The organism is Pseudomonas sp. S3_B11 (genome assembly GCF_054667715.1).
In genome coordinates, this window is record NZ_CP162749.1 from 3,217,166 (window position 1) to 3,233,794 (window position 16,629).

Consider the following 16,629-nt stretch of genomic DNA (forward strand, 5'->3'; position numbering starts at 1 on the left):
GGGAGCGGGCTTGCTCGCGAAGACGGTGGGTCAGTTTGCGGTGATGTTGGATGTGCGGGCCTCATCGCGAGCAAGCTCGCTCCCACAAGGGATCTTGGGTTTTCTTGAGTCTTGTGTTCACAGCAGGACCATTGTGGGAACGAGCATGCTCGCGATGGCGGTGGTTCAGCCACATAGGCTCTTGCTTTGCTTTGGATTTTGATCTCGGCGCCCCGTTAACCACGCTGGCCGAACGCAGGCATTGTGGAGTGGGCACCTCGGCATGGATGCCGAGGTAGCCGCGCTGGGCCATGGATGGCCCTTCGCGGCGGCCCACGGAGCAAGGGCTGCGTGCGGGCATGCCGAGCCTAGGCGAGGCACCAAGTGGTGGGGCATGAGCGTTTTGCTTACTTTTGCGCTTTTCAAAAGTGAGCCGCCGTAAGGGCGGAACCCTAAGCAGCCGTTACCGCAGCAACGGATATACACACCAAAGCAAGCAGATACAGCACCACTTTTTCTACGTGAACACTCGAAGGTGAACCGTGTCGATCAACAGCAACGATCAGTGGTTGTAGGCACGCTCGTTGTGTTCAGCCAGGTCCAGCCCCATCTCCTCCACCGACTCATTGGCGCGCAAGCCGATCACCGCGTTGATCACCTTGAGAATGAGCCAACTGATGACAAAGCAGTAGACCGTCGTCAGCAACACGCCTTTGATTTGCGCCACGACCTGGGCACCCATGGTCACGCCTTCGACCAATCCTCCCACCGACGGCACGCAGAACACCCCAGTCAGCACCGCGCCAATCATCCCGCCAATACCGTGCAGGCCAAATACGTCGAGGCTGTCGTCATAACCAAAGCGACGCTTGAGCACGGTGACGCTCAAGTAGCAGAACACCCCACACAGCAAACCGATGGCCAACGCACCGCCGACGCCGACATAGGCACACGCAGGGGTAATGCCGACCAGACCGGCCAAGGCACCACTGGCGAGGCCCAGAGCGCTAGGTTTTCCAACCTTTAACCACTCGGTGAACATCCAGCCGAGAATGCCGGCGCAGGCCCCCAACTGGGTATTGAGCATGACGATGCCAGACGTGCCGTTGAGGCCACCGCCGGAACCGATGTTGAAGCCGAACCACCCCACCCAGAGCATCGCCGCACCGGCCATGGTCAGGCTCAGGTTGTGGGCTGGCATCGGCGTGTTCTGATAGCCCTTGCGCTTGCCGAGGATCAGGCACGCGGCCAAAGCGGCGACGCCGGCATTGATGTGCACGGCGGTGCCTCCGGCGAAATCGAGTACCCCCCAGTTATGCATCAACGCGCCTGCACCACCCCAGACCATATGCGCCACCGGGGCATACACCAGGGTGAACCACAACGCCATGAACCACAGCGCCGCCGAAAACTTCATGCGTTCGGCAAATGCACCGGCAATCAGCGCCGGGGTAATGATCGCGAAGGTCATCTGGAAGGTCACGAACACGCCCTCCGGAATATCCCCCACCAGGCTCTCCGGGGTCATGCCCGCCAGGAAGGCCCGGCTCAAACCACCGACGAAACTGTTGAACGTCACCTGCCCCTCAATCATGCCGGTGCTGTCGACCACCATGCTGTAGCCATAGATCACCCACAACACGCCGACCAGGCCGGCGATACCGAAACACTGAGTGAACAGCGAAAGCATGTTCTTTGCGCGAACCAGGCCGCCGTAAAACAAGGCGAGGCCCGGCAGACACATGAACAGCACCAGCACCGCAGCGGTCACCATCCAGGCGGTGCTGCCGGTGTTCAATGTGGGTGCGTCGGCGGCCTGGGCCAATGGCGCAAGTGCGCCGGCCGCCAATAAACCGAGAGAGGATTTGCCGAGAAGACGATTGACCATGTTCAAAGCTCCTGCAAAGAAAGGTGGGTGTCGGGCAGCGAGCAAAGTGAGTATGTACGGACCTCTTGGTGGGCCCCTTGATCTGATCGTTCCCACGCTCCTGCGTGGGAATGCAGCCCGTGACGCTCTGCGTCACAAAAGTGGGACGCAGAGCGTCCCAAGAGGGTTTCCACGCAGAGCGTGGGAACGATCGTCGTCATCAATAACCGGTACCGGAACCCGGAACCCAGTTGGTCCCCGCCAACGGCACCCGCGCCATGGCCGCCGACTCCACCGTCAGCGCCACCAGATCCTCGGGATCGAGGTTGTGCAGGTGCGACTTGCCGCAAGCCCGGGCCATGGTCTGGGCTTCCAGCACCAACACGCGCAGGTAGTTGGCCAAGCGGCGGCCGCCCTCCACCGGATCCAGTCGCTTGGACAATTCCGGGTCCTGGGTGGTGATCCCGGCCGGGTCGCGACCGTTCTGCCAGTCATCGTAGAAACCGGCGGCCGAGCCGATTTTCTTCAGTTCCTCGTCCAGGCGCGGGTGGTTGTCGCCCAGCGCGATCAGCGCGGCGGTGCCGATGGCCACCGCATCCGCCCCCAGCGCCATCGCCTTGGCGACGTCGGCACCGTTGCGAATCCCGCCGGAAACGATCAGCTGGACCTTGCGATGCATGCCCATCTCCTGCAAAGCCTGTACCGCTTGCGGGATGGCCGACAGAATCGGAATCCCCACGTGTTCGATAAACACTTCCTGGGTCGCCGCCGTGCCGCCTTGCATGCCATCGAGCACAATCACATCCGCCCCGGCCTTCACGGCCAACTTGACGTCGTAGTACGGCCGGCTGGCGCCGATTTTCACGTAGATCGGTTTTTCCCAATCGGTGATTTCGCGCAGTTCGGCAATCTTGATCGCCAGGTCATCCGGGCCGGTCCAGTCCGGGTGACGGCAAGCGCTGCGCTGGTCCACACCGATGGGCAAGGTACGCATGCCGGCTACACGCTCGGTGACTTTCATCCCCAGCAACATACCGCCGCCACCAGGTTTGGCGCCCTGCCCCAGGACGATTTCAATCGCGTCAGCCTTGCGCAAATCGTCCGGATTCATGCCGTAGCGCGACGGCAAGTACTGATAGACCAAATGCTGTGACTGGCCGCGCTCCTCCGGGGTCATGCCGCCGTCGCCGGTGGTGGTGCTGGTGCCCGCGATGGTCGCGCCACGGCCCAGGGCTTCCTTGGCATTGGCCGACAACGCACCGAAACTCATGCCGGCAATGGTCACCGGAATCTTCAGGTGGATCGGCTTCTTGGCAAAGCGGTTGCCGAGGATCACGTCGGTGCCGCACTTCTCCCGATAACCTTCCAACGGGTAACGCGAAACACTGGCGCCGAGCAGCAGCAGATCATCGAAGTGCGGCAGTTTGCGCTTGGTGCCGCCGCCGCGAATATCGTAGATGCCAGTCTCGGCGGCACGCTGGATTTCCTGGATGGTCAGGCGGTCGAAGGTGGCTGACTCGCGCAGTACTGGAGTGGCTGCTTTTTGGTTAATCGGGTCGCTCATATCTGTTCTCCTCGCGCGGATCAGTACGCGGACGCGTTATCGACTTTGAAGTTGTACAACTGACGGGCCGAACCGTAGCGCTTGAAGTCAGCCGCCTTGTGCGCGAAACCGGCACGGTTCAACAGGTCCTGGAGCTCCTGGAGGTGCTCGGCGCGCATCTCTTTCTCGACGCAATCGGAACCCAGGGACTCCACATTGCCCTTCACGTAGATGTGGGTCTCGTACAAGGAATCGCCCAGCGCATCGCCGGCATCGCCGCAGACCACCAGACGCCCGGCCTGGCCCATGAAGCAGCTCATGTGGCCGATGCTGCCACCCACGACAATGTCGATGCCCTTCATGGAAATGCCGCAACGCGCGCCGGCATCCCCTTCAATCACCAGCAGCCCGCCATGGGCCGTGGCGCCGGCCGCCTGGGAGGCGCTGCCTTTGACGCGGACGTAGCCCGACATCATGTTCTCGGCGCAACCGACGCCGACATTGCCGTGGACGGTGATCGAGGCCTTTTGATTCATGCCCGCGCAGTAGTAGCCGGCGTGCCCCTGAATATCGATGGACAGCACTTCGTTCACCCCGACCGCGAGGTTGTGCTTGCCGTCCGAATGAGTCACCACCCATTCGCGCTCTTCAACGCTGTTGACCTGGTCGTGCAACGCCTGATTGAGTTCACGCACGGTGGCCGTGGAAAGGTCGATGGTTTTCATGTGTGCGCTCCTTAAGCTGACTCGCGTTCCCAGATGTACATGGTGGCCGGTGCCGGCTCCCAGACCTTGGCGTGTTCGATGCCCGGCAGGCTCGACAGGGCCTGATACTCGGACGCCATGGCGACGTAATCGTCGGTCTCGGCGAGGATCGCCGGCTTGCAGGCAATCGGGTCGCGGATCACGGCAAAACCGTTGCGGGTGCCGATGGCGAAGGTGAAGAAACCGTCCAGATCCTCCAGCGAGTGATCCAGCGCTTCTTTCAATGAATCGCCCTGCTGCAGGCGCCAGGTCAGGTAGCCGGCGGCCACTTCGGTGTCGTTGTCGGTCTCGAAGTGAATGCCTTCGCGCTTGAGTTCCTGCCGCAGGCGGAAGTGATTCGACAGCGAGCCGTTGTGCACCAGGCACAGGTCGGCGCCGGTAGAAAACGGATGGCTGCCTTCCATGGTCACCGCGCTTTCAGTGGCCATGCGGGTGTGGCCGATGATATGGCTGCCCTTCATGCCGGCCAGGCCGAAACGTTGGGAAATTTCCTGGGGCAAGCCCATGCCCTTGAGGATTTCGATGCTCTGGCCAGCGCTCATGATGCGCACGCTCGGCGCCAGTTCGGCGAGGGCCAGACGTACCGGCGCCTCTTGGGCATTGACTTTGAGCACGGCAGCGCTGGCGTTCTGAAACCAGTCCAGCGAACAGCCGAGACGCCCTTCCAGTTCGCCCATCAGAGCTTTCCAATCGAAGCCTTCGGTGGTTGCCTGCAGGGTCAGCTTGACCCAACCGTCCGCCACTTCATCGCCATAGATGGCAAACCCGGCACTGTCCGGCCCACGGTCGGTCATGGCCTGCAGCATGGGTTCGAACAGCTTGCCGAGCTGGGATTCCAGCTGCGGGTTTTTCAGGTAAAGACCTACGATCCCACACATAACAAAGTCTCCTTCGAAGGCACTGAACACTCGACGCCGTGCCGGGTGCCCGAATGGTTGTAAAAACACTGAGAGTCAGAAAAATTCGGTGTAGCGCTGGATCTCCCAGTCGGAGACGTGGCGGCTGTACTCCACCCATTCCATGCGCTTGAGCTTGATGAACTCGCCCACGATCTGCGGGCCCAGCACTTCGGCGAACAGCGGGTCGGCCTCCAGGGCGTCACAGGCTTCCTTGAGCGATTGCGGCAGGGTCTTGATGCCCCGCGCGGCGATCTGTTCCAGGCTCAGGCTGTAGAGGTTCTCATTGCAGACGTGGTCGATTTCCAACTGGCGATCGATGCCATCCAGGCCGGCGGCGATGATCGCGGCGCTGACCAGATAGGGATTGCAGCCAGCGTCCGGCAGGCGGAATTCCAGGCGGCCGTAAGGCACCCGCACCATGGCCGAACGGTTGTTGGCGCCGAAGGCGATAAAGGCCGGCGCCCAGGTCGCGCCGGACAACGAATTGCCGACCACCAGACGCTTGTAGGAGTTGACCGTCGGCGCGGCGAAGGCACACAGCGCCGGACCATGGGCCAGCAAGCCGGCGGCAAAGTGATAAGCCATTTTCGACAGGCCCATGCCGCTGGGGTCGCTGGCGTCATGGAACAGGTTCTTGTTTTCGGCACTGCTGATCGACAGGTGAAAATGCATGCCGTTGCCGGCGCGTTTCGGGTCCGGCTTGGGCATGAACGAGCAGATCATGCCCAGGTCATTGGCGATTTCACCAGCGGCCATGCGGAAAAACGTGAAGCGATCCGCCGAGGTCATGGCGTCGCTGTAGGTGTAGTTGATCTCGAACTGGCCGTTGGCGTCCTCGTGGTCGATTTGATAGACCTCGAAATCCACGGCCTGCAAGGCTTCGGTCAGCCGCTCAAGGAAAACGCGGGAGCGCGACAGGCCTTTGTAGTCGTAGCAAGGCTTGTCCAGGTTGTCGCTGAGGTCCACCAGTTGCAGTTTGCCATGCTCGTTGCGGCGCATCAGGTTGAACTCGGGCTCCAGGCCGGTGTTGAGCGTCCAACCCTTTTCTGCCAGGCGCTGCACTTGTTGCTGCAACACATAACGGCTGTCGTATGGATGCGGCTTGCCGTCGACGTGGCCGATGCACACTACTCGCCCGTAACCCGGCTGCCAGGGCACCGGGGTCAGGGTGGACAGGTCGCCACGGGCCATGAAGTCCGGCCCGTGGGGCTCCATGCCCATGCCGCTGATCGCGAATCCGGCAAAACCAGCCCCCTCTTCGGCAACGGTCTTGAGCCCACAGATAGGCACCGATTTGGTTTTGGCCGCCCCGTGTATATCCACAAACTGCGCAAGCACGTATTTGATTGCGTGCTTGTCGATGATGCGCTGGGTTTCTGCTGGCAACATTGCTCGTCACTCCTCGCGAAAGGGCAAAACATTGTGGATGGGCCTGGACTGACTTTTTATTCCTAAAAAGAAAGTTAGTTTCCCAATAGGAATGCAAGGCCCTTGCCAGATTCGCGAGTGAAACGCCGACGCTCTTCAGAAAGCGCTTTTGTGCTGTATATATGGGAAAATTCTTTTCCCCGTGGGAATATCGCTCGACAGACGCGAGCGGAACGCCGCTATTTGCACTTTCTCAGTGCGAAACTAATATTACTGAACGGAAAGTGTGCAGGATTGATGACTATGTCGACCGAAACCGCCCCGCGCCTCAAGCTTGAGCAATACCTGGGATTGCAGATCAAGCGCCAGCGCCAGGCTCAGGATCTGAAATTGTCTGACGTGGCCAAGATCGCCGATATCAGCCAAGGCATGTTGAGCAAGATCGAAAACGCCCAGGTGTCCACCAGTCTCGATACCCTGAGCCGCCTGTGCGACGTGCTCGGCCTGCCACTGTCCAAGTTGTTCAGCGAATACGACCAGCAAGACGGCAGTGCGCTATTGGTCAAGGCTGACCAGGGCATGGAAGTGGTGCGCCGTGGCACCGAGAAAGGCCATACCTACCATCTGCTCAACCACACCCGCGGGCCGAAGAAAAGCTTCGAGGCCTACATGGTCAGCATGGATGACGCGAGTGAAGAGTTTCCGACCTTCTCTCACCCCGGCACCGAATTCCTTCACCTGCTGGAAGGTGAACTGATCTATCGCCACGGCAATCAGCTTTACCGCATGGAGGCTGGCGACAGCCTGACGTTCGAAGGCGAAATCCCCCATGGCCCCGAGCAACTGGTGCAGGTGCCTATCCGCCTTTTGTCGATCATGAACTACGGCAACGACAAAGAATAACGCCCCCCTCCCGAAGCATGAAGATCAACCTGTGGGAGCAAGCCCGCTCCCACATTTTTGACCGCGTTCGACCGACGGAAACGAGTCGCCGCCCCCCACAAAAAATTCCCCTCAGTTAAAAAACTTTCCCAACCCCCTAGACGTCCCGCCTCCACTCCCCTATAAAGCCACTTCAGGAATATTTTATTCCCTACAAGAAAATACGCTCAAGGAATGAGCCTGCTGTCCTCAGACATTTTTCGCTATGCGATGAACTGCCGCCATCATCCCGAGGACGTGTCATGCAACACGAAAAAAACCATTTCATCATCAAGATCACCTGTCCCGCGGTGTCCGGCATCGTCGCGGCCGTCACCACTTACCTGGCGGACAACGGTTGCTACATCGGGGAGATGGCGCAATTCGATGATGATTTCAGCGGCCGGTTTTTCATGCGTGCGGTGTTCCGCTTCAACGACGGTCATCAGGGCAACATTCAACAGATCAAGGACGGTTTCGCCGACGTCGCCAGGGCGTTCGAGATGACCTGGGAACTGCACGACACCCGCGAGCCGATGCGCGTGTTGTTGATGGTCAGCAAGTTCGACCACTGCCTGACCGACCTGCTCTACCGCTACCACAAGGGCGAGATGGACATGACCATCACCGCCATCGTTTCCAACCACCTCGACCTGCGCCCCATGGCCGAACGCGAAGGCATTCGCTTCATCTACCTGCCGGTGACCCAGGACACCAAGGCCCGGCAGGAAGCCGAACTGATGAAGATCGTCGACGACACCGGCACCGAACTCGTGGTGTTGGCGCGCTACATGCAGATCCTCTCCGATGACCTGTGCAAGCGACTCTCGGGGCGGGCGATCAACATTCACCATTCGTTCTTGCCAGGTTTCAAAGGCGCCAAGCCGTATCACCAGGCCTACCAGCGTGGCGTGAAGCTCATTGGCGCCACCGCTCACTACGTCACCAGCGACCTCGATGAAGGACCGATCATCGAGCAGGAAGTGCAGCGCGTCGATCACGTCTACCTGCCCGACGATCTCGTGGCCACCGGCCGTGACACCGAAACCGTGGCCCTGTCCAAGGCGGTCAAGTACCACCTGGAGCACCGGGTTTTCCTCAACCAGGACAGAACGGTGATCTTCCGGTGAACACGCACAAACTGATCGACGGCAAAGCCAGCGCCGCCCGCGTGCTGATACAGGTCCGCGAGGACGTGGTGCGCCTGCGCGAGCAGGCCATTGAACCGGCACTGGCGGTGATCCTGGTGGGCAGCGACCCGGCCAGCCAGGTCTACGTGCGCAACAAGATCCTGCGCGCCGAAGAGGTGGGTATCCGCTCGCTGGAACATCGGCTGCCTGCGGACACCAGCACTGAACAGCTACTCATCCTGATCGCTCGACTGAATGCCGATCGCTCGATCCACGGCATTCTTCTGCAACTGCCGCTGCCTGCCCATATCGATGAATTACGGGCACTGGAGGCTATCGCGCCGGACAAGGACGTCGATGGGTTCCACAGTCAGAACGTCGGCGGCCTCAGCCAGGGTCGCACGGTACTCGCGCCTTGCACCCCCAGTGGTTGTCTGTACTTGCTCGAACAAACCTGCGGCGATCTGCGCGGCAAGCACGCGGTGGTGATCGGCCGCTCGAACATCGTTGGCAAACCCATGGCCGCGTTGTTGCTCAAGGCCGATTGCTCAGTGACCGTCCTGCATTCGCGCAGCCCGGATCCCCAGGCGCTGTGCCGGCAGGCCGACATCGTCATCGCCGCCGTGGGTCGCCCGCGGTTGATCGACGCCAGTTGGCTCAAGCCTGGCGCCGTGGTGATCGACGTTGGCATCAACCGTATCGACGACGATGGCCGCAGCCGTCTGGTGGGCGACGTCGACTTCGACAGCGCCCTGGCGCACGTCGCGGCGATCACCCCGGTACCCGGTGGTGTCGGCCCGATGACCATTGCCTTCCTGATGAAAAACACCGTCACCGCAGCCCTTGCGCAACACCGGGCCCTACGCAGCCAATCGGAGGCCTTATGCCATTCAATCTATTGAAATACGGGCTGAGTTCGGAGTACCCGGTGGAAGTGGATCTGCCACCACCACGGGAACTCAAATCGAGCTATGACGTGGTGATCATCGGTGCCGGCGGCCACGGCCTGGCCACCGCTTATTACCTGGCCAAGTACCACGGCATCACCAATGTCGCGGTATTGGAGAAGTCCTACCTGGGCGGCGGCAATACCGCACGCAACACGGCGGTGATCCGCTCCAACTACCTGACCAGCGAAGGCGTGCGCTTTTATGCCGAGTCGGTGCGGATGTTCCAGTCGCTGTCCAACGAATTCGATTTCAACATCATGTATTCCGAGCGCGGCCAACTGACCCTGGCCCACACCGATGCCACGGTGCGCTCGTTCCGCCAGCGGGCCGAGGTCAACAAGCACTTCGGCGGTCGCACCGAGATGATCGACCGCCAGCAGATCCGCGAACTGGTGCCCAGCCTCAACCTCGATCCCGGCCACTTGCCGGTGCTCGCCGGCCTGTGGCACATCGACGGCGCCACCGCGCGCCACGACGCCGTGGCCTGGGGCTACGCCAAACAAGCCGCCAAGCGCGGTGTGGAAATCCATCAGCTCACCGAAGTCCAGGACCTGATCATCGAGAATGGCGCCATCACCGCCGTCAAGACCAACCGCGGCACCATCAAGTGTGGTTGCGCGGTGCAGGCGATTGCCGGGCACAGTTCATTGCTGATGGCCAAGGCCGGAATCCGGTCACCGATCCAGACCTTCCCGCTGCAAGCGATGGTCACCCAGCCGTTCAAGCCGTTCCTCGACCCGCTGGTGAGCTCCTCTGCCCTGCACTGCTATGTGCAGCAAACGAGTCGTGGCGAGGTGGTGTTTGGCGGCGGCTCCGACCCCTATCCGCTGTTCAATACCCGCTCTACGCTCGATTTGAAGGAGAGCCTGCTGGCCCATGCCATCGAGATGTTCCCGTTCCTGGCCAACGCCAAGCTGATGCGCCAATGGGCCGGGATCACCGACATGACCCCGGACTACAGTCCGATCATGGGCCTGTCGCCGGTGAAGAATTACTACCTCGACGCGGGCTGGGGCACCTGGGGGTTCAAGGCCACGCCGATCTGCGGCAAGACCATGGCCGAGTTGGTCGCCAGCGGCGGCAAGGTGCCAGACCTGATCAAGCCGTTCGGCCTCGAACGTTTCTCGACCTTCCAGCAAGTCAACGAAATGGGCGCTACGGCGGCCAGTCACTGACGGAGAGCGGACTATGAAAATCATGACTTGCCCGCTCAACGGGCCGCGCAATATCAGCGAGTTTACCTATGGCGGTGAACTCAAACCCATGCCCGACCCGATTACGTGCAGCGACGGCGAATGGGCTGATTACGTGTTCAACACCGACAACCTCGCCGGCGTGGTGCGCGAGTGGTGGATGCACAACCCCTCCAGCTACTGGTTTCTCGCGGAGCGGCACACCGTCACTGACGAAATCCTGCGGACCTTCGATCCCAAGGAGCTCTTCAGCAGCCGTGTCGAATTCAACGCCGCCCCCAAGGAGATAGCAGGATGAATCGCCTACCCGCCCCCATGGGCCTGCTGATCAACCGCGATCAGCCGCTGGATTTCAGTTTCGACGGGCAGCACTACCAAGGCTTGCAAGGCGACAGTATCGCCAGCGCCCTGTTGTCCAACGGGCGTTTCCTGATCTCTCGCTCGTTCAAATACCACCGCCCGCGCGGCCCGCTGACCATGGCCGGCCAGGATGCCAACAGCCTGGTGCAACTGCCCCAGGAACCCAATGTGCTGGCCGATGCTCACGCCTTGTCCGCGGGGTTGCAGGTGACGGCGCAGAACGTCAACGGCTCGCTGGATAACGACCGCGACGCCTACCTGGGCAAGTTCTCCAGATTCATGCCGGTGGGCTTCTACTACCGCTCGTTCTATAAGCCCAAGGGCATGTGGAAGGTCTGGGAGCCGATCATTCGCAAGAAGGCCGGTCTCGGTGTGCTCGACCTGAAGTTCCAGCCTGAGTACTACGACAAGGCCTACCTGTTTACCGACGTGGCGGTGATCGGTGCCGGTCCCGCCGGGCTGCACGCAGCCCTGACCGCCGCCAACGCGGGGGCCAGGGTGTTGCTCATCGAACAACAGCCGATTCTCGGCGGGTCGCTCACCTACGCCCGCTTCGATATCGACGGCAACAAGGCTGAAAACCTGCGCCGCGAACTGCTCGCGGCGGTCGAGCAACACACCAATATCCAGATCCTGACCGAAGCCACGTGCAACGCCTGGTTCACCGATAACTACCTGCCAGTGATCCAGGGCAAACGCCTGTACAAAGTGCGCGCTCGCCAATGCCTGGTTTGCAGCGGCGCGTTCGATCAGCCGGTGATCTTTCGCAACAACGACCTGCCGGGCGTGATGCTGACCAGCGCCGCGCAACGGCTGATGAAGCTGTATGCGGTCAAACCGGGTAACAGCGCCGTGGTGCTGACGGGCAACGATGACGGTTACCTCGCCGCGCTGGACCTGCATGACCAGGGCGTAGATGTCGTCGCGGTGGTGGACCTGCGCCAAGGGCCTTCGGACGAATCCCTGCTACGCGCGCTGGCGCAACGCAAGATCTATCGTCAGGGCAACAGCACCGTCTATGAGGCCCTGCACGAGAAAGGCATGCGCCATATCAACGGCGTCGATGTGCGCCAGATCACCGCACAGGGCCAGGTCGCCGAGAGCGGGCAATATCTGGCATGCGATTTACTGTGCATGTCCGCCGGTTACATGCCGGTCTATCAACTGCTGTGCCAGGCCGGCGGCAAACTGGCCTACGACGATCAACGTGCCGAGTTCACGCTCAGCGGCCTGCCACGGAATCTGAATATCGCCGGTTCGGTCAACGGTCGTCATCAGCTGGATAACGTGATTGCCGATGGCGTGAATGCCGGTGCCGAAGCCGCCCTCGCGCTGGGCCTGACAGTCGGCACGCAACGCGCATCGTTCAGCGGTGAAGCCCGGGTCAACTTCAATTGGCCGATCTTCCCGCATCCCAAAGGCAAGGACTTCGTCGACTTCGACGAGGATCTGCAAGTGGCCGACATCGTCAACGCGACCAAGATCGGCTATCGCGACGTGCAACTGGTCAAGCGCTACTCCACCGTCGGCATGGGCCCGTCTCAGGGTCGTCACTCGGCGCTGCCGACCGCCCGGCTGGTGGCGTGGGCCACCCAACGCAACATCAGCGAAACCGGAGTGACCACGGCACGGCCGCCGTTTGTGGCCGAAAAACTGGCGCATGTCGCCGGTCGCGCGTTCGATCCGTACCGGCAAACGCCGATGCACGCTCGTCACCTGCAAGCTGGCGCGAAGATGATGCCTGCGGGCATCTGGCAACGCCCGGCCTACTATGGCAACGCTAAGGATCGCGAAGCCTGCATGCAGGCCGAAGCCCTGCACGTGCGCAACAAGGTCGGCATCATTGATGTCTCGACCCTCGGTGGCCTGGATGTGCGCGGCCCGGACGCCGCCGAGCTGCTCAACCGCATGTACACCTTTGCCTTCCTCAAGCAACCGGTCGGCCGCTCCCGCTATGCGCTGATGACCAACGAGCACGGGGTGGTGATCGACGACGGTGTCTGCGCGCGGTTGGCCGAAAATCACTTCTACGTCACCGCCACCACCAGTGGTGTCGACCGGATCTACCAGCAGATGCTCAAGTGGAACGCGCAATGGCGCCTCGACGTGGACGTCGCCAACGTCACCGCGGCTATTTGCGCGGTCAACGTCGCCGGGCCCGATTCGCGCAAAGTGCTGGAGCAGGTCTGCACCGACCTGGATCTGAGCGCCGAAGCGTTTCCTTATCTGGGCGTGCGCCAGGGCACCGTGGCGGGCATCAAGGCCCGTTTGCTGCGCGTGGGTTTTGTCGGCGAACTGGGCTATGAAATCCACGTGCCGGCGCGTCACGGGCTCATGCTCTGGGACGCGCTGATGGAGGCCGGCAAGGCCCATGACATCCGCCCCTTCGGCGTCGAAACCCAACGTTTGCTGCGCCTGGAAAAAGGCCACGTGATCATCAGTCAGGACACCGACGGCATGACCCATCCGGCGGAAATCGACATGGGCTGGGCGGTCAGCCGCAACAAACCATTCTTCGTCGGCCGGCGCTCGGTGGACATCCTCGAAGCCCAACCGCTGAAACGCAAACTGGTGGGTTTCTCCTTGCCCAAGGGCAGCGTACAACCGCTGGAAGGCCACCTGGTACTCAACGGCCCGGACATCAGCGGCAACGTCACCTCCTGCGAATACTCCGCGACGCTGGGCCGAATCATCGGCCTGGCCTACGCCGGTATCGAGCAGAGTGCCCCGGAACAGCACATTCCGATTCGCGTCGAGGGCGGCATCATCGTCCAGGCCGAAGTGGTGCAACTGCCCTTCTTCGACCCCACCAACCAACGCCAGGAGGGTTAAGCCATGACCAGTCTGAAAGACCACGAGACACTCACGCAACCGTACCACCTGGTCGACCAGACCGACCTGCCCCGAGTCGGCTTTCGTGGCAGCCACAGTGCCGAGTACCTCACAGCGCGCGGCTTCACCCTGCCGGACGCCCCCAACCGCGCCACCGCCCAGGCCGACGGTAGCTGGGTGGCGCGCCTGTCCCAGACCGAATATGTGTTGCTGGGCAGCCCCCAGGATCAGGGTCAGCGGATTGCCAATGAAGAGGCACGCTGGGAACTCGACCACCACGCCAACTACCTGCTGCCCCGCCAGGACAGTCACGCCTGCCTGGTGCTCAGCGGGGGTGCGATTGCCCGGGTGATGGCCAAGCTCTGCGGGGTCGACCTCAGCTTCCCGGCCTTCAAGCCAGGGGCGGTGGCGCAGACATCGGCGGCGCGGATCAATGTGATCGTGATCCATACGGGAAGTATGGAGGCACCGGCTTTTCATATCCTGTGGGATCGCGCCTCGAAGCAATACTTCAACGACGCGCTGCTGGATGCTCTGGAGGAGTTCGAGGTCAGTCCGTATAGCCCAACCTCATTGCCTTGACCTTCTGGGTCCGTTGACGTGTCGCCAGGCAGCCATGCGACACGTCCCCCTTCCCTGTTGAGCAATGCAGCGCGTCACCTGAAACGCACTTGGTCACGGCCCTACCCGAGCCCAGAACGCTTCGGCAGATTGACTGAGCGGTGCCGACGGACGGGTCAGATGAATTTCCAGCGGTATATCCCAGCTTTCGTCGAGCGCCCTGACTAAGCGCCCATCCAGCATTTCCTGCTCGGTGAGGCTCTTGGGCAACCAGGCCACGCCTTTGCTTTCCAGGGCCATGGACATCAGCACCGCGGCAAGGTGGCTGCTGAAAAGTGGCTTGAGGTGAAGGTAATCTTCTTTGCCGCGCAGCCTGTGGGCGACGATACGCCCCAGTCCAGACTCATGGGTGTAAGCCAGGTATGGCAATGCCGCAGGCGAGGTGCCGAAATTGGCAGAAGCACTCGCCAGGGGAACGAGCACGTCTTCACCCACCTTCTTGCCGATGAACTGATCTGGGGCGAGCAAAGGTGGAACATCGGGATGACGGTGACAGAGCAGAAACTGAACCTGGCCATGTATCAGCATCTGCTCACAGACAGCCATGCTATCGGAGTGCAGTTGCACAGCCTCGATGGGGGCACCGCTCTCCGAGCTTCGAAGCCACCTGGGGAAAAATGTGAACGACAGGGAATGCGTTGCCGCAAATTGAAGCGACCTGGCAGCCATCCCAGCAACCTCTTGAGCCTCGTTGCGCATTCTGTACAAGCGCCTGGCAGCCTCCTGGGCACTAGGCAAAATTTGCCTCCCGGCTTCAGTCAGTGTCGCGCCTTGAGGCGTTCGAACGAACAATTGCACCCCCATCCAGCTCTCCAGCGAGCGCACTCTGCGACTGAATGCCGGCTGGGTAACGTGCCGCGCTTCAGCCGCCCGAACGAAGCTGCCGTACTCCGCAAGCGCTGAAAAATCCTCAAGCCAAACGAGTTCCAAGGGCCATGCCTCCTGTGCATAGGGTGCGGCATTAATAGCATTGGGCGGGTGACATCGCAAAGCCTAACGTGGGGCTACAAACAACAAGAGGACCCCGCCATGCGCATCGTAGACATTCGTGAAAAAACTGTTTCCATTGCCTCCCCAATCGCTAACGCCTACATCGACTTCTCGAAAATGACCTGCTCGGTTGTCGCTGTCATCACGGATGTGATTCGCGACGGAAAGCCTGTCATCGGCTACGGTTTCAATTCAAATGGTCGCTATGGCCAGGGCGCACTGATGCGTGATCGTTTCCTGGCGCGTATTACGGAAGCTGATCCAGACACGCTCATCGACCATGCCAACAACAACCTGGACCCGTTCGCCATCTGGAAAACCTTGATGACCAACGAAAAGCCAGGCGGCCATGGTGAGCGCTCGGTTGCCGTTGGCACCATCGACATGGCCGTATGGGATGCCGTCGCCAAGATTGAAGGCAAACCGCTGTATCGCCTGCTGGCCGACCGTTACCGTAACGGCGTGGCCGATGACAAGGTCTGGGTCTATGCAGCGGGCGGCTACTACTACCCAGGCAAAGACCAGACCAAGCTCAAGGCGGAAATGCAGAGCTATCTGGATCGTGGCTACGACGTCGTCAAGATGAAGATAGGCGCGGTGCCACTGGACGAAGATATCCGTCGCATCGAAGCGGTACTCGAAGTGGTTGGCGACGGTCGTCGACTGGCGGTCGATGCCAATGGTCGTTTCGATCTGCAGACCGGTATTGCTTACGCGCAAGCCATCAAGAAGTACAACCTCTTCTGGTACGAAGAGGTCGGCGATCCGCTTGACTACGCCTTGCAGGCTGAACTTGCAAATCACTATGAACTGCCCATGGCTACCGGGGAGAACCTGTTCTCCCATCAGGATGCGCGCAACCTGCTGCGCCACGGTGGCATGCGCCCTGATCGCGACTATCTCCAGTTCGACTGCGCGCTGTCCTACGGGCTCGTGGAGTACATGCGCACCCTCAAGGTGATGGAAGAAATGGGTTGGTCTTCTCGCCGCGTAGTTCCGCATGGCGGTCACCAGATGTCCCTGAACATCGCAGCAGGTCTGCACCTTGGGGGTAACGAATCGTACCCGGATGTGTTCCAGCCTTTCGGTGGCTTCGCTGACGGGATCCAGGTGGAAAACGGCTATGTCGGGCTGCCGGATATTCCAGGTGTTGGCTTCGAAGCCAAGTCCGCTTTGTACGCCGTAATGCGTGAGTTGGGCGAAGGCTGACCA

14 protein-coding genes are annotated in these 16,629 nt (G+C 60.9%); 8 read left to right on the plus strand and 6 right to left on the minus strand.

Annotation, left to right across the window (positions count from 1 at the left end; genetic code table 11):
- Positions 1–541 precede the first annotated feature (541 nt).
- From AB4O22_RS14525 to glnT, 5 genes are all read right to left on the minus strand, one after another.
- Positions 542–1,867, minus strand: a complete 1,326-nt coding sequence (locus AB4O22_RS14525; RefSeq protein ID WP_460096583.1) for an ammonium transporter — start codon at positions 1,865–1,867, stop codon at positions 542–544.
- Between the two features lie 199 nt (positions 1,868–2,066).
- Positions 2,067–3,410: an FMN-binding glutamate synthase family protein gene (locus AB4O22_RS14530; protein WP_060742973.1), complete on the minus strand. Its 1,344-nt coding sequence runs from the start codon at positions 3,408–3,410 to the stop codon at positions 2,067–2,069.
- 20 nt (positions 3,411–3,430) lie between these two features.
- The gene (locus AB4O22_RS14535) at positions 3,431–4,114 is read right to left on the minus strand and encodes a GltB/FmdC/FwdC-like GXGXG domain-containing protein (protein WP_003200575.1); all 684 of its coding nucleotides are present in this window, start codon (positions 4,112–4,114) and stop codon (positions 3,431–3,433) included.
- 11 nt (positions 4,115–4,125) lie between these two features.
- Positions 4,126–5,031: a class II glutamine amidotransferase gene (locus AB4O22_RS14540; RefSeq protein ID WP_003200573.1), complete on the minus strand. Its 906-nt coding sequence runs from the start codon at positions 5,029–5,031 to the stop codon at positions 4,126–4,128.
- Positions 5,032–5,106: 75 nt separating this feature from the next.
- On the minus strand, positions 5,107–6,441 hold the full coding sequence (gene glnT, locus AB4O22_RS14545; RefSeq protein WP_223470429.1) for a type III glutamate--ammonia ligase: 1,335 nt from the start codon (positions 6,439–6,441) through the stop codon (positions 5,107–5,109).
- A 282-nt stretch (positions 6,442–6,723) separates the two neighbouring features.
- Between glnT and AB4O22_RS14550 the strand changes: the two genes are divergently transcribed.
- The 7 genes from AB4O22_RS14550 (at position 6,724) to AB4O22_RS14580 (ending at position 14,388) form a co-directional block, all read left to right on the plus strand.
- Positions 6,724–7,323 (plus strand): helix-turn-helix domain-containing protein, encoded by a 600-nt coding sequence (locus tag AB4O22_RS14550; RefSeq protein ID WP_003200568.1) that lies wholly within the window; start codon positions 6,724–6,726, stop codon positions 7,321–7,323.
- 281 nt (positions 7,324–7,604) lie between these two features.
- The gene (purU, locus tag AB4O22_RS14555) at positions 7,605–8,471 is read left to right on the plus strand and encodes a formyltetrahydrofolate deformylase (protein ID WP_003200567.1); all 867 of its coding nucleotides are present in this window, start codon (positions 7,605–7,607) and stop codon (positions 8,469–8,471) included.
- On the plus strand, positions 8,468–9,373 hold the full coding sequence (gene folD, locus AB4O22_RS14560; protein ID WP_223470431.1) for a bifunctional methylenetetrahydrofolate dehydrogenase/methenyltetrahydrofolate cyclohydrolase FolD: 906 nt from the start codon (positions 8,468–8,470) through the stop codon (positions 9,371–9,373). Before purU ends, folD begins: the two co-directional genes overlap by 4 nt.
- On the plus strand, positions 9,355–10,596 hold the full coding sequence (locus AB4O22_RS14565) for an FAD-dependent oxidoreductase (protein ID WP_003200563.1): 1,242 nt from the start codon (positions 9,355–9,357) through the stop codon (positions 10,594–10,596). Before folD ends, AB4O22_RS14565 begins: the two co-directional genes overlap by 19 nt.
- A gap of 13 nt (positions 10,597–10,609) precedes the next feature.
- Positions 10,610–10,912 (plus strand): sarcosine oxidase subunit delta, encoded by a 303-nt coding sequence (locus tag AB4O22_RS14570; RefSeq protein ID WP_223470433.1) that lies wholly within the window; start codon positions 10,610–10,612, stop codon positions 10,910–10,912.
- Positions 10,909–13,806, plus strand: coding sequence for a 2Fe-2S iron-sulfur cluster-binding protein (locus tag AB4O22_RS14575; protein WP_460096586.1), 2,898 nt, complete (start codon positions 10,909–10,911; stop codon positions 13,804–13,806). Before AB4O22_RS14570 ends, AB4O22_RS14575 begins: the two co-directional genes overlap by 4 nt.
- Positions 13,807–13,809: 3 nt before the next feature.
- On the plus strand, positions 13,810–14,388 hold the full coding sequence (locus AB4O22_RS14580) for a sarcosine oxidase subunit gamma (protein ID WP_223523778.1): 579 nt from the start codon (positions 13,810–13,812) through the stop codon (positions 14,386–14,388).
- A gap of 93 nt (positions 14,389–14,481) precedes the next feature.
- Here the strand turns inward: AB4O22_RS14580 and AB4O22_RS14585 are convergent, their stop codons facing one another.
- Positions 14,482–15,357 carry a LysR family transcriptional regulator gene (locus tag AB4O22_RS14585; RefSeq protein WP_027912403.1) on the minus strand — a complete coding sequence of 292 codons (876 nt, stop codon included), beginning with the start codon at positions 15,355–15,357 and terminating at the stop codon, positions 14,482–14,484.
- Positions 15,358–15,456: 99 nt separating this feature from the next.
- Here AB4O22_RS14585 and AB4O22_RS14590 point away from each other — a divergent pair, with 99 nt between their 5' ends.
- Complete coding sequence (locus tag AB4O22_RS14590) at positions 15,457–16,626, plus strand: mandelate racemase/muconate lactonizing enzyme family protein (protein ID WP_027912404.1); 1,170 nt, start codon at positions 15,457–15,459, stop codon at positions 16,624–16,626.
- Positions 16,627–16,629 lie beyond the last annotated feature (3 nt).

Bases quoted from the DNA above. Each gene is read 5' to 3' on its own strand.
- AB4O22_RS14525 (WP_460096583.1), bottom strand. From the start codon at position 1,867: ATGGTCAATCGTCTTCTCGGCAAATCCTCTCTCGGTTTATTGGCGGCC.
- AB4O22_RS14530 (WP_060742973.1), bottom strand. From the start codon at position 3,410: ATGAGCGACCCGATTAACCAAAAAGCAGCCACTCCAGTACTGCGCGAG.
- AB4O22_RS14535 (WP_003200575.1), bottom strand. From the start codon at position 4,114: ATGAAAACCATCGACCTTTCCACGGCCACCGTGCGTGAACTCAATCAG.
- AB4O22_RS14540 (WP_003200573.1), bottom strand. From the start codon at position 5,031: ATGTGTGGGATCGTAGGTCTTTACCTGAAAAACCCGCAGCTGGAATCC.
- glnT (WP_223470429.1), bottom strand. From the start codon at position 6,441: ATGTTGCCAGCAGAAACCCAGCGCATCATCGACAAGCACGCAATCAAA.
- AB4O22_RS14550 (WP_003200568.1), top strand. From the start codon at position 6,724: ATGTCGACCGAAACCGCCCCGCGCCTCAAGCTTGAGCAATACCTGGGA.
- purU (WP_003200567.1), top strand. From the start codon at position 7,605: ATGCAACACGAAAAAAACCATTTCATCATCAAGATCACCTGTCCCGCG.
- AB4O22_RS14565 (WP_003200563.1), top strand. From the start codon at position 9,355: ATGCCATTCAATCTATTGAAATACGGGCTGAGTTCGGAGTACCCGGTG.
- AB4O22_RS14570 (WP_223470433.1), top strand. From the start codon at position 10,610: ATGAAAATCATGACTTGCCCGCTCAACGGGCCGCGCAATATCAGCGAG.
- AB4O22_RS14575 (WP_460096586.1), top strand. From the start codon at position 10,909: ATGAATCGCCTACCCGCCCCCATGGGCCTGCTGATCAACCGCGATCAG.
- AB4O22_RS14580 (WP_223523778.1), top strand. From the start codon at position 13,810: ATGACCAGTCTGAAAGACCACGAGACACTCACGCAACCGTACCACCTG.
- AB4O22_RS14590 (WP_027912404.1), top strand. From the start codon at position 15,457: ATGCGCATCGTAGACATTCGTGAAAAAACTGTTTCCATTGCCTCCCCA.